General features: G+C 67.9%; 8 protein-coding genes. 6 read left to right on the top strand and 2 right to left on the bottom strand.

The genetic code is table 11. From position 1 onward, the window contains the following. Positions 1-203 precede the first annotated feature (203 nt). From RCH14_RS16025 to recD, 5 genes are all read left to right on the top strand, one after another. Positions 204-785: an acyl-homoserine-lactone synthase gene (locus RCH14_RS16025; RefSeq protein ID WP_343027094.1), complete on the top strand. Its 582-nt coding sequence runs from the start codon at positions 204-206 to the stop codon at positions 783-785. Between the two features lie 165 nt (positions 786-950). Next, positions 951-4,010, top strand: a complete 3,060-nt coding sequence (locus tag RCH14_RS16020; protein WP_343027093.1) for a CHASE domain-containing protein — start codon at positions 951-953, stop codon at positions 4,008-4,010. 72 nt (positions 4,011-4,082) lie between these two features. Further along, entirely contained in the window at positions 4,083-7,496 is a 3,414-nt protein-coding gene (gene recC, locus RCH14_RS16015) for an exodeoxyribonuclease V subunit gamma (protein ID WP_343027092.1), read from the top strand. Next, on the top strand, positions 7,493-11,149 hold the full coding sequence (gene recB / locus RCH14_RS16010) for an exodeoxyribonuclease V subunit beta (protein ID WP_343027091.1): 3,657 nt from the start codon (positions 7,493-7,495) through the stop codon (positions 11,147-11,149). The genes recC and recB overlap by 4 nt, the downstream gene beginning before the upstream one ends. Further along, entirely contained in the window at positions 11,136-13,061 is a 1,926-nt protein-coding gene (gene recD / locus RCH14_RS16005) for an exodeoxyribonuclease V subunit alpha (RefSeq protein ID WP_343027090.1), read from the top strand. The genes recB and recD overlap by 14 nt, the downstream gene beginning before the upstream one ends. Here the strand turns inward: recD and RCH14_RS16000 are convergent. Continuing rightward, complete coding sequence (locus tag RCH14_RS16000; RefSeq protein WP_343027089.1) at positions 13,058-13,636, bottom strand: hypothetical protein; 579 nt, start codon at positions 13,634-13,636, stop codon at positions 13,058-13,060. The two genes, recD and RCH14_RS16000, sit on opposite strands and share 4 nt — an antisense overlap. 115 nt (positions 13,637-13,751) lie before the next feature. Between RCH14_RS16000 and RCH14_RS15995 the strand changes: the two genes are divergently transcribed. Further along, positions 13,752-14,414, top strand: a complete 663-nt coding sequence (locus tag RCH14_RS15995) for a thiol:disulfide interchange protein DsbA/DsbL (RefSeq protein ID WP_343027088.1) — start codon at positions 13,752-13,754, stop codon at positions 14,412-14,414. 117 nt (positions 14,415-14,531) lie between these two features. Here the strand turns inward: RCH14_RS15995 and RCH14_RS15990 are convergent, their stop codons facing one another. After that, on the bottom strand, positions 14,532-15,503 hold the full coding sequence (locus tag RCH14_RS15990; RefSeq protein WP_343027087.1) for a serine hydrolase: 972 nt from the start codon (positions 15,501-15,503) through the stop codon (positions 14,532-14,534). Positions 15,504-15,632: the final 129 nt, after the last annotated feature.

Raw genomic sequence — 15,632 nt, 5'->3', positions numbered from 1 at the left:
TTAGACATCAGTTCGATTGCCATGATGATTCCTTTCAGGAAGGTGAAGCCAGTACTTCGGAAACTGCATACGCAAAAGTATTGCATCCCCGACATTGCTCGCCACCTATCAGAGCTGATAGTACCCAGGCTACCCGACTTGCATGGTGGTTTTATGCACCGTGCATTTTCCGATCGATCAGATGTCATTCCAGGGGGGAGGTAATGAGCATGCATATCCGGATCGCGCCACGCCGCGCCATTGCATCGAACGAGTTGTGCGAAATGCACTTGCTGCGCGCAAGGGTATTTCGCGGGCGCCTTGGCTGGGAAGTGCCGGTGTTGTCGGGCATGGAGATTGATGGCTACGATGCGCTCGAGCCGCGCTACATGCTGATGCGCGACGACGCCACGCTGCGTGGCTGCTGGCGCCTGCTGCCGACCGAAGGGCCGTACATGCTCAAGGATTCGTTTCCCCAGCTGCTCGATGGGCAGGCAGCGCCGAGCGACCCGCAGATCTGGGAGCTGTCGCGCTTTGCGCTGGAAACCGATGGCGTGACCGGCTACGGTTTTTCGGCCATGACGATGGCGTCGATTACCGCCATCATCGACGACGCCCACGAGCGTGGACTGTCGCGCTACATCACCGTGACCACGACGGCGATCGAGCGCATGCTGCGGCGCGCTGGCGTGGTCATCACGCGCATCGGTGCGCCTCAGGTTGTCGGGATCGAGCAGGCCGTGGCGCTGTACGTCGAGATCGCGCCGACCTGGGATGCACTGTCGGCCGCGCGCCTGGTCTCGTGAGCATGGGCCGCAGCCGTCACCCCCACGGGCTGCCCGCATGAGCGGCGATCTGTTGCTTGCGTGCCTCATCGGGATGGCGATCGGGATCGCGCCACGCCGGCGCACCGATATACTCATATCGACTATCACCACTAAGCGGGGCATGCATCGCCCGAGAGGGGAAGCATGAAGCGATCTGCCTTGCGCAGTGCCAGCGCCAGCGCCATCGAACTTGCCGCCGCGCGCGTCGGCAAGCCCATCTTGCTGTGGGGCGGCGGGGTCTTGCTGGCCCTGGCGATCGGCATGCTGCTGCATGCGGTGGCTGGCGCCGCCGTCGAGACCGACGCGCAGCGCCGCTTCGACAACCTGGCGCGCGGCGCGCAGGAAAGGCTCGACAATGCCATCGCCTCGTATGCCCGCGCCGTGCGCGCGATGGCCGCCCTGCATGCGGCCGGCGGCGGTAGCGCGGTGCCCGACCGCGCATCCTTCCACCGCTATGCGGCGGCGCTCGACCTGCCCAATAATTATCCGGCCATCGAAGCCCTGACGTTTGCCACCCGTGTGCCCGAGCGCGAGCGCGAAGCGTTTGTCACCGCCATGCGCGCCGACCGCAGCGTCGATGCGCGCGGTTACCCGGATTTCCAGATCTTCCCGGCCGGGCGCCGCCCGTGGTACGAAGTCGTGACGTACCAGTATCCGGCCGACAAGCCGACCCGGCGGCTCGGCTTCGACATGGCGTCCCGGCCGCTGGTCGCGCGGGCGATATCACAGGCGCGCGACAGCGGCACGATGGTCGCGTCGGGGCAGCCCGTGTTCCTGCCCGACCCGGTGCCGCACAATGCCCTCGGCATGCGCCTGCCCGTGTATGTCGGGGGCGTGCTGCCGCTGGGCGTGGCCGAGCGCCGCGCCGCCTATCTGGGTTCGTTCGGCATTTTCTTCTCGGTGCAGGAACTGGTGCGCAATGCACTCGTCTCCCTCGAGGCGCAGCCGCTGCGCGTGAGCCTGTACGGCACCGGACGCCGCTACACCAGCCGGCCGGGCGCGCCGGTGGCGGGAGACATCCTGCTGCATGGTGTGGACGTGCGCCGCACCGCCCCCGATCCGGCGTTGCACTTCGTGTCGGTGCTGGGTGTGGACTACGTCGGCAACGGCTGGAAAGCCTGCTTCTCGGCGCCCAAGGATGACATGCTGGTGGGCGTCGACCGCTTCGTGCCGTTCGGCGCGCTGGCCGCCGGGTTCATCGGCACGCTCCTGATGTACGGCTTGTTTCTGGCCCAGTACCGTTCGCGCCGCGCCACCGACGAGCAGCGCCTGCTGCTCGACACGGTGCTCGACAACCTCGACGCCGAGGTGTATCTGAAGGACGGCGCGCGCCGCATCCGCTATCTCAATGCCAAGGGCGCGGCGCGTCTCGGGCGCCCGGCGACGGACCTGATCGGCCGGCCCGATATCGAGGCGATGGACGCGGGCCAGGCCGACGCCACCTGGGAGCTCGACCGCGCCGTGCTGCGGGCCGCTCGCCAGAGCAGCGCGCAAGTGGCCCAGGCCGGTCCGGACGGCGCGACGCGCCAGTTGTGGAGCGTGCGCGTGCCGCTGCAGGTCGACGAAGAGCCAGCCGTGCTGTGCGTCTCGACCGATATCACTGAGCTGCACCGGCTGAAGGCGCGCGCCGATGCCGCCAGCAAGGCCAAGAGCGACTTTTTGTCGAACATGAGCCACGAGATCCGCACGCCGATGAACAGCATCATCGGCATGACGCATCTGGCGCTGCAGGCCGGGCCCGATCCGCGCCAGCGCGACTACCTCGAAAAGATCTACCACTCGGGCCAGCACCTGCTGGGCATCATCAACGACATCCTCGACTTTTCCAAGATCGAGGCCGGCATGCTCGAACTGGCCACCGAACGCTTCATGCCGGACGCCCTGATGCGCAACGTCGAGGCGCAGCTTGGCACGGCGGCCGCCGCCAAGGGCCTGGGCTTCGATATCGAGATCGCACCCGAATTGATGCGGCCCCTGTGCGGCGACTCCCTGCGCCTCGAACAGGTATTGCTCAATTTCGCAGGTAACGCCGTCAAGTTTGCCGAGCGCGGACGCATCACGATGCGCGCGCGGCTCGCGCACGCGTTTGGCCCGGAAATTCTGGTGCGCTTCGAAGTCGAAGACCGCGGCATCGGGATCGGCCCGAACGCGCTGCAGCACCTGTTTGCGCCGTTCCAGCAGGCAGACCAGTCGGCCACGCGCCGGTATGGGGGCACCGGCCTGGGCCTCGCAATCAGCCGCCAGTTGGCCGAGCTGATGGGCGGCGAGGTCGGCGTGACCAGTACCCCTGGCGTGGGCAGCATCTTCTGGTTCACGGCGCGCCTGGCGCTCGATGATGGCGCCGGCGCGCGGGTGGGGGCGGGCGCCAGTTCCGGCCTGGGCGCAGCGCCCGCGCCGGCCGAGGCGCGCCTGGACGGCTGCGCCGTGCTGCTGGTCGAGGACAACCCGTTCAACCAGCAGGTCGCGCGCGAATTGCTCGAACTGGCCGGCGCCGCCGTCGTCGTCGCGGGCAATGGCGAAGAGGCGCTGGCGGCGATGGCGCAGGCGCGCTTCGATTGCGTGCTGATGGACGTGCAGATGCCGGTGATGGACGGACTCGAGGCGACGCGCCGCATCCGGCGCGATCCGCACCTGGCCGGCACGCTCGTGGTGGCGATGACGGCCAATGCCGGCGTGGACGACCGCGCGCGCTGCATGGCGGCGGGCATGAACGAATTTCTCGCCAAGCCGGTGGTGCCGGAACTGCTCGCCGCCACGATCGCGCGCTGCCTGGGGCGCACCACGGCGCCGGTGTCGGACGTCGCCGTCAATCTGCCAGCCGCCATGGCTCCTGGCAGCGCGGTGCTCGACCTGGCACTGCTGGCCGCCACGGCTGGGGGCGACCCGGAACGGATGCGCAAATACGCGTTTCTGTTCCTGGATACCACGCGCGAGAACCTGGCCGGCATCGACACCGCACTGGTGTGCGGCGACCTGACTCACACCGCGAGCCTTGCGCACCAGCTCAAATCGGCCGCACGCGCGGTCGGCGCCACCGCGTTTGCCGCCATTTGCGAAGACCTGGAGGCGCAGCCGGTGCGCGACTTGCGCGCGGGCGGCACGGCGCAGGCAAGGGCATTGACGGCGCGCCTGCGCGCGCTGTTGATCCGCATCGAGCGCGAGGTGTCGGCGCAGTTCGGCGGCCGCGCCGGCGACAGCCGGTAAGCAGCCCGTTTGGCCCTACCGCCAGGGGGCCAAACGCGGTATGCTTTGGTCCCGATTGCCCACGCCCAGCGCATGTCTGCCCCGATCATTCCCGGTCTCTTGATCCTCCACGGTAACCAGATGGAGCTGCTGCGCAGCGCCGTCTTCGACTGGCTGCGCAATCACCCCCTGGGACCACTCGAAGAAGAGATTTTTCTGGTCCAGTCGAACGGTGTGGCCGAGTGGCTCAAGATCGCGCTGGCCGAGGAAAACGGCGTCTGCGCGGCCACGCGCGTGGCGCTGCCAGCGCGCTTCATGTGGGAAGCCTACCGGGGCATGCTGGGGCGCGAGCGCGTGCCGCAGCGCGCGCCGTTCGACAAGGCGCCGCTGACCTGGCGCCTGATGCGCCTGTTGCCGACGCTGCTGCAGGACGATGGCTACGCGCCACTTGCGCGCTTTCTCGCCGATGGCGACGCCGAGCGCCGCCTGCAACTGGCCGAACGCGTGGCCGACCTGTACGACCAGTACCAGGTGTATCGCGCCGACTGGCTCGCCGATTGGGCCGCCGGGCGCGACGTGCTGCGCCGCGCCGGGGGCGATGTGGTCCCGCTCGCGCCCGAGCAGCGCTGGCAAGCCTGCCTGTGGCGCGCCGTGCATGCGAGCCTGCCCGAAGCGCAGCGCCAGAGCGGGCGCGCCACCATCCACGACCAGTTCCTCGCCTTTGTAGCGGCCGATGCGACGCCGGCCAGCCGCCTGCCGCGTCGCGTGGTGCTGTTTGGGATGTCGACGCTGCCGTACCAGACCCTGCAAGCGATAGCGGCGCTGGCGCGCCACACGCAGGTGCTGTTTGCCGTGCCCAATCCGTGCCAGTTCTACTGGGGCGACATCATCGAAGGCAGCCAGTTGCTCAAGGCGGCGCGCCGCCGCCAGCCGCAGCGCGAGGGCGTCGACCTGGGCACGATTCCGATCGAGGAAATGCATGTCCACAGCCATCCGCTGCTGGCCAGCTGGGGAAGGCAGGGGCGCGATTTTGTCCGCATGCTCGATGAATTCGACCAGCAGCACGAGGCGAGTGAAAGCGACGAAGGCCAGCCGGCGCCGCTGCGCGTCGACCTGTTTACCGACGACGATGGCGGCACGCTCTTGTCGCAGGTTCAGGCCGCGGTGCGCGACCTGGTGCCGCTGTCCGAGCACCCGCACGTGCCACCCATGCTCGACGACCGCTCGATCGAGTTCCACGTCACGCACAGCGTGCAGCGCGAGATCGAAGTGCTGCACGACCAGTTGCTGGCGTGGTTCGCGCTCGATCCGACGCTGCGTCCGCGCGACGTGGTGGTGATGGTGCCCGACATCGATGCGTTCTCGCCCGCGATCCACGCGGTGTTCGACCAGCACCGGCGCCACGATCCGCGCCACATTCCGTTCGAGATCGGCGACGTGCGCGACCGCAGCGTCAATCCGCTGCTGGTTTCGCTCGAGTGGCTGCTGCGCCTGCCGCAGCAGCGCTGCCGCCAGAGCGAGGTGCGCGACCTGCTCGACGTGCCCGCCGTCGCGCGCCGCTTTGGTGTAACGAGCGACGATCTGCCGATCCTCGGCCGCTGGATCGATGGCGCCGGTGTGCGCTGGGGGCTCGACCAGGACCACCGCGCGGGCCTGGGGCTGGGCATGACGGGCGAGCAGAATGCCTGGATCTTCGGAGTGCGTCGTATGCTGCTCGGTTATGCCAGCGGCGCCGGTGCCAGCTTCGGCGACATCGAGCCGTACGCCGAAGTCGGTGGCCTGGATGCCGCGCTGGCCGGCTCGCTCGCCCAGCTGGTCGAGTGCCTGCTGACCTGGCGTGGCCGGCTCGATGCGTCGCTGCGGCCGGCTGCATGGGGCGAGGCGGCGCGCGAGATGCTGTCGTGCTTTTATGCGGCGGGCGACGAAGCCGACCGCCTGACGCTGTCGAACCTGGGCGAAGGCTTGCAATGCTGGCTCGAGACCTGCGCTGCGGCGGGCTTTGACGAACCGGTGCCGCTGGCGGTGCTGCGCGAAGCCTGGATGAACGAACTCGATGCGCCCACGCTGAACCACCAGTTCGTGTCGGGCGGCGTGACCTTCTGCACCCTGATGCCGATGCGCGCAGTGCCGTTTCGCGCCGTCTGCCTGCTGGGCATGAACGATGGCGACTTCCCGCGCCGCGCGCGCCCGTCGGATTTCGATCTGCTGGCGCTGCCCGGCATGGCGCGCCCGGGCGACCGCTCGCGGCGCGACGATGACCGCTACCTGATGCTGGAAGCCCTGTTGGCCGCGCGCGACAAGTTCTACGTGAGCTGGGTCGGGCGCAATGTGCGCGACAACAGCGAACAGCCGCCCTCGGTGCTGGTGGCGCAGTTGCGCGACTACCTGCAGGCCGGCTGGAACATCGACGATCTGCATCACATCACGACCGAGCATCCGCTGCAGCCGTTCAGCCGGCGCTACTTCCAGCGCGGCGGCCTGCTCACCTACGCGGGCGAGTGGCGCACTGCGCACGGCGCCGCGCACGGCACCGATGAGCACCCCGTCGACGACGCCTTGCCGGCCTACGAGCTCGAGCCCGACTTCGTCCTCAAGCTGAGCGAGCTGGCCAGTTTTCTGCGCCAGCCGGCGCGCTTTTTCTTCCGCCGCCGTCTGGGCGTCGTGTTTGCCGACGCCGCGCACGTGGGCGACGACGAAGAGCCGTTTGGCCTGGACGCGCTTGAGCGCTACCAGATCGAAGACCACCTGCTCGATGACAGCGGCGAGGCCGAGGCGATCGGCGACGTGCGCGCCACGCTGACGCTGCGCGCCGAACGCCTGGCACGCGAAGGCGTGCTGCCGATCGGCCTGATGGGCCGCATGTGGCAGGAGCAGCTCGTTGACAGCCTGGCGCCAGTGCGCACCGAGTGGCTGCGCCTGGGCGCGCGCTTCCCGCAAGCAGCGCCGAAGTTCGCCGTCAGCCTGCTGCTGGGTGAGATCAAGCTGGACGACTGGATCGATCGCCTGCGCTCGAACGGCGAGGGCAGTGCGTGGCTGATGCAGATCTCGTCGAAGGTGCTCGACCGCGCCGGCAATCCGCGCGGCGACAAACTGATTGCGCCGTGGCTGCGCCAGCTGGCAGCGGCTGCGGCCGGCAACCCGGTAACGGGCTACCTGGTGGCGCGCGACGCGGTGCTCGAGATGGCGCCTCTGGCCCAGGATGGGGCGCTGCAGACGCTGCGCGATCTGGTGCGCCTGTGGCGTGTCAATCTGGACAGCCCGCTGCCAGTGGCGTGCAAGACGGCCCTGGGCCATCTGGCGCAGGGCGATCCGCGCGCGACCTATGACGGCGGCTTCGAGCTGCGCGGCGAGGTCGACGACCTGTGCCTGGCGCGCCTGTGGCCTGACTTCGACGCCCTGAAGAACGCTGGCGGCTGGCCCGATCTGGCCGATGAACTGTATGGACCGCTGGCACGCTGGATGCAGGACTTCGTGAAGATCAAGCCGTTGCAGGAGTCATTTTCATGAGTAGCAAGCTTGAACCGGTGGATTTCCCCCTGCACGGCTCGCGCCTGATCGAGGCCTCGGCCGGCACCGGCAAGACCTGGACCATCGCCGCGCTGTATGTGCGCCTGGTGCTGGGGCATGGCGGGCAGGATGCGTTCGTGCGCCCGCTGCTGCCGTCCGAGATCCTGGTGATGACGTTCACGCGCGCCGCCACGCGCGAGCTGGCCAATCGCGTGCGCGAGCGGCTGGTGCAGGCCGCGAGCTACTTCCGCGGTGAGCTGGATATTGTCGATCCTTATTTGCAGGAACTGGCAGCCAGCTACCCGGCCGGCAGCGAGCGTCACATTGCCGGGCACCGCCTGTTCATGGCGGCCGAGACGATGGACGAAGCGGCGATCTTCACGATTGACGCCTGGTGCCAGCGCATGCTGCGCGAGCACGCCTTTGACAGCGGCAGCCTGTTCGACGAAGAACTGGTCAGCGACGAGCGCGCACTGTTCGAGGATGCCGCGCACGATTACTGGCGCCAGCAGGTGTACCCATTGAAAGCCGAGGCGCTGGCAGTCGTGATGGACAGCTGGCGCGACGTCGAGGCGCTCAAGGCGAGCGTGCGCGACCTGGTGCGGCGCGAGGCCTTGCTGGGCGCGCCTGCGGCCGAACCGCTGGGGCAACTGGTGGCGCGGCTGGCCGAGGCGCAGCGCGAAGAGCTCACGCGCCTGAAGGATGGCTGGTTCGAGCGCGCCCATGCGATGGAGCGCTGGATCGCCGGCCACCGCGAGCGCCAGCCCAAGTGCTTCAACGGCAACAAACTGCGCGCCGACTCGCTCGTCAAATGGTTCGAGGCGCTGCGCGCCTGGGCCACGGATCCGGCGCGCCATCTGCCGGACCTGACCGATACGGCGTGGCGCCGCCTGACGCCGGACGGGATCGTCGACGCGTTCAGCAAGGATTTTTCGGCCGAGGTGCCGGACTGTTTCGACGACACCGCCACGCTGCAGGCCGGCCTGGCCGCGCTCGATCCGATCGCCCACGCGCTGCTGCGCCACGCCGCTGGCCATATCGGCGCGCGCATGCAGGAACTCAAGCGGCGCAACCGCCAGTTCGGCTTTGCCGACATGCTCGAACGCCTGAAGGTCGCGCTCGAGGGCGAGAACGGCGCGGCGCTGCGCGCGCGCATCGTGGGCCAGTATCCGGTGGCGCTGGTGGATGAATTCCAGGACACCTCGCCCGACCAGTACCGTATCTTCGACCTGCTGTACCGGGTCGACGCGAACGACGCGGAGCATGGGTTGTTCTTGATTGGCGATCCGAAGCAATCGATCTACGGCTTTCGCGGCGCCGACATCCACAGCTACCTGGCGGCGCGCCGCGCGACGGCGGGCCGCCACTACCAGCTCGACACCAATTACCGCTCCACCGCGCCGCTCGTGAGCGCCGTCAACGGCCTGTTCCTGCATGCCGAGCGCGCGCATCCGGGCGCGGCGTTCCGGTTCCGGCGCGGCGAGGACAACCCGCTGCCGTTCGATGCGGTCAAGGCGCAGGGCCACCGCCGCCATCTCGTGGGCCTGGGCGACGCCACTGGCGCGCTGTCCGTCAACATCGTGGAGCGCGCCGACCTGAAGGCCGACGACTACCGCGATGTCTTTGCCCATTACTGCGCCGAACACATTGTCGGCCTGCTCAACGATGCGCGCGTGGGCTTTGACGACGACAGCGGAGAGACCGCTGGATTCACGCGCCTGATGCCGGCCGATATCGCGATCCTCGTACGCGACCGGCGCGAAGCCGGCGCGATCCGGCGCGCGCTGATGCGGCGCAAGGTGGCCAGCGTCTACCTGTCCGACAAGGATTCGGTCGTCGAAAGTGACGAAGCGGCCGACGTGCTGCGCTGGCTGTATGCGGTGGCCAATCCGCTCGATGGCGCGCTGGCGCGGGCGGCGTTTGCCACCGCGACCGCCGGCCTGGGGCTGGCCGAACTGGCACAGTTTTCGCACGACGAGATGGTCTGGGAAGCGCGCGTCGAACAGCTCAAGGCGCTGCACGGCAGCTGGCAGCGCCAGGGCGTGCTGGCGATGCTGCGCCGCTTCATCCACGAACTGGGTTTGCCGGCGCGCCTGCTGCGCGAACCGGGCGGCGAGCGGCGCCTGACCAATCTGCTGCACCTGGCCGAACTGCTGCAGGAGGCCAGCAGCCAGCTCGAAGGCGAACAGGCCCTGACCCGCTGGTTCGCCGAGCAGATCGACGGTCTGGGCTCGAGCGGCGACGAGCGCGTGCTGCGCCTGGAGAGCGACGCCGAACTGGTCAAGGTCGTCACGGTGCACAAGTCGAAAGGCCTGGAATACCCGCTGGTGTACCTGCCGTTTGCCGTCACGGCGCGCGCCACCAACCGCCGCAACCGCGCCTTCTTCGAGTACGTGGACGAGGAAGGCACGCGCCATCTCGATCTGGCCTTGACCGACGACGCGCTGGCGGCAGTGGACCGCGCGCGCATCGAGGAAGACCTGCGCCTGTTGTACGTCGCGCTCACGCGCGCGCGCCACTTTCTATGGCTGGGCGCGGCGGCCGTCTCCGGCACGCGCAAGGGCGAGAACAAGCTGCACGAGTCGGCGCTTGGCTATCTGCTGGCCGGTGGTGACGCGATTGCCGCCGAGGCGCTGCGTGCGCGTTTTGACGTCGTGGCCGGGGGCGCCGATGGCATCTCGCTGCACGAGCTGCCCGAGCTGCCCGAGCCGGACGGCGTGACGATGCTGTCGCGCCAGGACATCCGTCCCGACTTGCTCGATGCGCCGCGCTACCGCGCCGAATTCGAGCGCGACTGGTCGGTCGGCTCGTTCACGTCGCTCACGCGCCACGCGGTCGCGCCGCCCACGCCGATGCGTGCGCAGGACCAGACGCTGATGGAGGACGTGCCGCAGGCGGCCACGCCGCCCCGCATCGAGGACGCGCCATGGCATCGCTTCCCGCGCGGCTCGGTGCCCGGCAACTTCATGCACGAGCGGCTCGAATGGCTGGCGCGCGAAGGCTTTGACTGCCTGGACGATCCGACCTGCGAAGCGCGCCTGGTGCAGCATATCGAGCGTGCGGGCTGGGGGCATCGCCTGGCCGATGCGCTGGCGTGGCTGCGCGAGATCGTCGCTACGCCGTTGCCACCACTGAATGCGCGCCTGCGCGACCTGCGCGGCGTGCTGCCCGAGATGGAGTTCTGGTTCCCGAGCGAGCACCTCGACCTGCAACGCCTGGACGCGCTGTGCCGCACGCATCTGCTGGGCGGGCTTGAGCGCCCGGTGCTGCCCGAGCGTGTCCTGCACGGCATGCTCAAGGGCTTTGCCGACCTGGTGTTCGAGCACGAAGGGCGCTACTGGGTGCTGGACTACAAGTCCAATGCACTGGGGCCGGGTGATGCGTCGTACAGCCAGGCGGCGATGCAGGCCGGGATGGCCGAACACCGTTACGAAATCCAGGGCAGCATCTACCTGCTGGCCCTGCACCGGCTGCTGCGTGCGCGCCTGGGCGAGGCCTACGCGCCCGCAACCCAGCTGGGTGGGGCCGTCTTCATGTTCCTGCGCGGGATCGCCAACCCCGTCACGCGCGGGTGCTGGGTGCTGGCGCCCGACCTCGACCTGCTGGATGGACTGGAACGCTTGCTGGACAAGGATGAACATGGCGAAGCTTGATGCGGATATCGATGGTCTGTGGCGCGAGATCGGCGCGCTGACCGAGGCGGGCGAGCTGCGTCGCCTGTCGGGCGCCTTTGCGCGCTTCATTGCGCAACTGGGCGACGCGCCACCGGCGCTGATCCTGGCGGCGGCAGTGCTGTCCGAGCTCGAAGGCCATGGCCACAGCTGCCTGCAGCTGGACGACCTGGCCGCCGGGCCGGCGCTGCTGCTGGGCTGGAGCGACGACCTGTGGCGCCAGCTGGCGCAGGCGGCCGCGCCGCTGCCGCGCGGCGTGGCAGGCTGGAGCAAGCTGCTGGCGCACTGCCAGCAGGTCTGGATCCGCGGCGAATTCGATCTCGACCAGCCGCTGGTGCTCGATGGCCAGCGCCTGTACCTGCGGCGTTACTGGCGCGATGAGACGCTCGTCGCGCAGGCCGTGCGCGAGCGCGCGGCGGCGACGCACCCGGTGAATACAACGCTGGTGCGCAGCTGGCTCGACAAGCTATTCGTGGCGGCCCCTGGCGCGCAGGCGCCGGACTGGCAAAAGCTCGCCTGCGCCGTGGCGCTGCGCAGCTCGGTGGCGATCATCACGGGCGGTCCCGGCACCGGCAAGACCTACACGGTGGCGCGCCTGCTGGCCCTGTTGTTCGCGACGGCGCCGGAAGCGGGGCGCCAGCGCGTCGCGCTGGCGGCACCGACGGGCAAGGCGGCGGCGCGCCTGAAGCAGTCGATCGACAAGGCCCTGAACGAACTGGCGGATCGCGTCGGCGGCGACCTGCCGCTGCGCGAACTGACAGCGCGCATGGGCGCGGCGCGCACGCTCCACAGCCTGCTCGGGGCGCGCCCCGATACGCGGGCGTTCGCGCACCACCGTGGCAACCCGCTCGACGTCGACGTGCTGATCGTCGACGAGGCATCGATGGTGCACCTGGAAATGATGGCCAGCCTGCTCGATGCGCTGCCCGTCGGCGCGACCCTGATCCTGTTGGGTGACAAGGACCAGCTGGCCTCGGTGGAAGCGGGCGCGGTGCTGGGTGACCTGTGCCATGCGGCGCACCAAGGCCACTACAGCGCAGCGACGATCGCCTACGTCGAAGCCGCAAGCGGCGAGATCATCCCGGACATCTATCGCGGCGACGGCGGCGCGCTGGCCCAGCAAACGGTGATGCTGCGCTACAGCCGCCGCTTCGGCGGGCCGATCGGCCAACTGGCGCTGGCGGTGAATGGGGGCGACACCGCGCGCGCCGAACAGGTCCTTCGGGCCGGGGACGACAGCGTGCGCTGGCTCGAACATGCGCAGCCGACCCAGCTCCTGCAACTGGCGCATGCCGGGTATGCGCCGTACCTTCAGTTTCTGCGGGGCGGCGCCAGTGGCGGGCACGAAGACTGGGTGCGCCAGATCCTGCTCAGTTTCGAGACCTTCCGCATCCTGTGCGCGGTGCGCGATGGCGAGTGGGGCGTGGCGGGCCTGAACGAAGCCATTGAAAAACGGCTCGCGGCCAGTCACTTGCTGCGCCATGGCGCCGAGTGGTATGTCGGGCGCCCGGTCATGGTCACGCGCAACGATTACTCGACGCGCGTGTTCAATGGCGATATCGGCGTCACGCTGCCCGATCCGGCGCGCGCCGGCGCGCTGCGCGTCTACTTCCTCGAAGGCGACGCCGTGCGCAGCGTGCTGGCCACGCGCCTGCGCAATGTCGAAACGGCGTTTGCGATGACGGTGCATAAATCGCAGGGCTCGGAGTTTCGGCACACGGTGCTGGCGCTGCCGCGCGAGCGCAATGCCGTGCTCACGCGCGAGCTGGTCTACACCGGCATCACGCGCGCCAGCGAGGTGTTTACGCTGGTGACGCCGGGCGGCGACGTGCTGCAGCAGGCAATCGCCAGCCGCACGCACCGCACCAGTGGCTTGCGTGACCTGGTGGCCTAGGGACGTAAGGACGAGCCCGACTGCGAGTCTGACAGCTTTTCCATGACGTACGACAGCCACTTGTCATCCGCGTCGGGCCGGCCGCGCACCGTTGCGATGTGCTCGAAGCTGCGCCAGGTGGCAGGCTTGCCGCGAAAGATCAGATAGCTTTCTCCGACGATGAAGTCGGGTCGCAGCACGCAATCAGCATCGTTGTAGAGACGGCCTCCGCCGCGCTCCCAGAACGCGTCGTCGCTATGGTCAACTGACGACGGTGGAGGCCGGGTCATGCCTCGAGCACCGCTGATGGTGAAACCTTGCTCCGGTAAACCGAGGATGCGCTGCTGGACTTCAAACGTGTAGTCGACTAACTGGCGACCACCACCGGACCATAGCGGCGACGGTATCGCCTCGGTCACCCTGGCAACAGAGACATCAGTGGCCATCGCAATCTGCTGCTCTGGCGAGACGACTTGTGCGACCGGCGGCACCCTGCAGGCCTGAGCTGGCGCGCTGACCATGAGGTTGCATGCCAGTGAGAATGCCAGCGCGGCGCCGGCCCGGTGTACGACGGCTGAAGAAATGAATCGTGTCATGTTGCTGCGCCTCTTGCGATCATCCGGGAACCTATCGTATCAGTTGAGAAACACAAGCGGCATCCGCTCGATGCAAGTTCGCTAGAATAGCAATTTCAAATCTGGAAGGATCGATATGCGCGCCCTGCGACTTGCCCTCATCGCCGCCGCCCTGGTGGCCGGCCTTGCCAACGCGTCGCCAACCGCCCCGCGCGATGGCGCCGACTTCACGACGCTGGCCACGCCGCAGCCGACCCAGTCCGTGGGCAAGAAGATTGAGGTCATCGAATTCTTCGCCTATCACTGCGGCGCCTGCAACGCTTTTGAACCAACGCTGAAGAGCTGGACAAAGCAGCAGGGCGACCGGATCGTTCTGCGCCGCGTGCCGCTGCCGTTCCAGGGGGCGGCCGATCCGGAGGCGCGCCTGTTCCTGACGCTCGAGGCGATGGGCAAGCTCGATGCGTATCACGGGCGCGTGTTCAATGCCGTGCATGTCGAGCGCAAGCGCCTGATGAAGGATGCCGACATCATCGCGTGGGCCGGCGAGAATGGACTCGACAAGGCGGCGTTCGCCGCCACGTGGAACTCGTTCGGCGTCCAGACCCGGCTCAAACGCCTGAGCCAGATGGTCGACGCTTACAAGGTCACTGGCACCCCGACGGTCGTCATTGATGGCACGTATGTCGTGTCGCCCTCGCAGGTGCAGCAGGCGAACAGGATCCAGGATGCCGGTGACGTCATGGCGGCGACCGGGCAGGTGATGGATGCGCTGGTGATGAAAGCGGCTGTGGCAAAGTAGGTCCCTGTGAATCAGAGAGGCGGTTGAACGCGTGGACGGGAAACCCGTCCACCCTACCTCTGTTGTGAGCACAAGAAAAAGGGGCCTTGCGGCCCCTTGATCGTATCAAAGACTTGTTTAGTCGCGGCGCTTGCGCGTCGTCTTGACCTTGGCGACCTTGCGGTTCTTGGTCGCCTGGATCTTCGACTTGACGACCTTCGTACGGGCTTTTGCCTTCGCTTTCACACTGCGGGCACTGGCCTTGATGCGCGGCCCGCCGGTGGCGGCGCGGGCAGCGCGCGCGACGCGGGCAACAGGCGCCGCATCGCCGGTCATGAAGCGGCGGATGTTCAGTGCGTCGAGCACGCGGGCCGACGAGGCGCCGGCATTGAGCAGTACCAGGGTCGCCTTCTTGCCGGCGGCCGTGATGTTCATGATCAGGCAGCGGCCGGCTTCGTTCGTGTAGCCGGTCTTCGACAGGCCGATATCCCAGCCTTTGGCGCCGACCAGGCGGTTGGTGTTGTGGTACTCGACGCCGCGGCCATTGATGTCGATGGTTTCCCTGGTCTCGGTGGTCATGCGCACGATGTCCGGGTACCGCACCGAGGCGACGGCCATCTTGACCAGGTCGCCAGCAGTGGAGCGGTTGTGCGGCGACAGGCCGGTGGGTTCTTCGATCGTGGTCTGGGTCATGCCCAGTGCGCGGATCTTGCGGCGCACGGCGGCCTTGAAGCCTTCATTGCCGCCCGGGTAGGTGCGGGCCAGCGCGGCGGCGGCGCGGTTGTCCGACGACATCAGCGCCAGGTGCAGTACGTCGCTGCGCGAGATGCTGGCCCCCACCGGCACGCGCGAACTGCTGAACTTGACGCGGTCGACGTCGTCGCGGTCGATTTCGATCTGCTCGTTCATGTCGAGCTTGGCGTCGAGCACGACCATGGCCGTCATCAGCTTGGTCAGCGATGCAATCGGGACGACGGTATCGGCATTTTTTTCAAGGAGGATCTTGCCGGTGTCGTTTTCAACGACAAGGACGGACTGGGAACCGAACGGCACGGCGAATGCCGCGGCCGAAAACGTCATCAGGACCGTGGCGAACAGGTGTTTGATCATTGTCTGTCTGGAATCTGGGTTGAGGTTGATGGAGCTGGGCGCCGGGCGGCGCGGATCAACATCTGTTTCTAGAGCAACTAGAAGGCAGGCAAGATAGCATTTATCCGGCAGGCATGTCTATGGCGTACA

It is taken from the genome of Massilia sp. MP_M2 (assembly GCF_039123635.1).
Taxonomy (GTDB): Bacteria; Pseudomonadota; Gammaproteobacteria; order Burkholderiales; family Burkholderiaceae_D; genus Telluria.
Note: the sequence above shows the minus strand (reverse complement) of the source record. Positions and strands in the feature narration are given on the sequence as shown.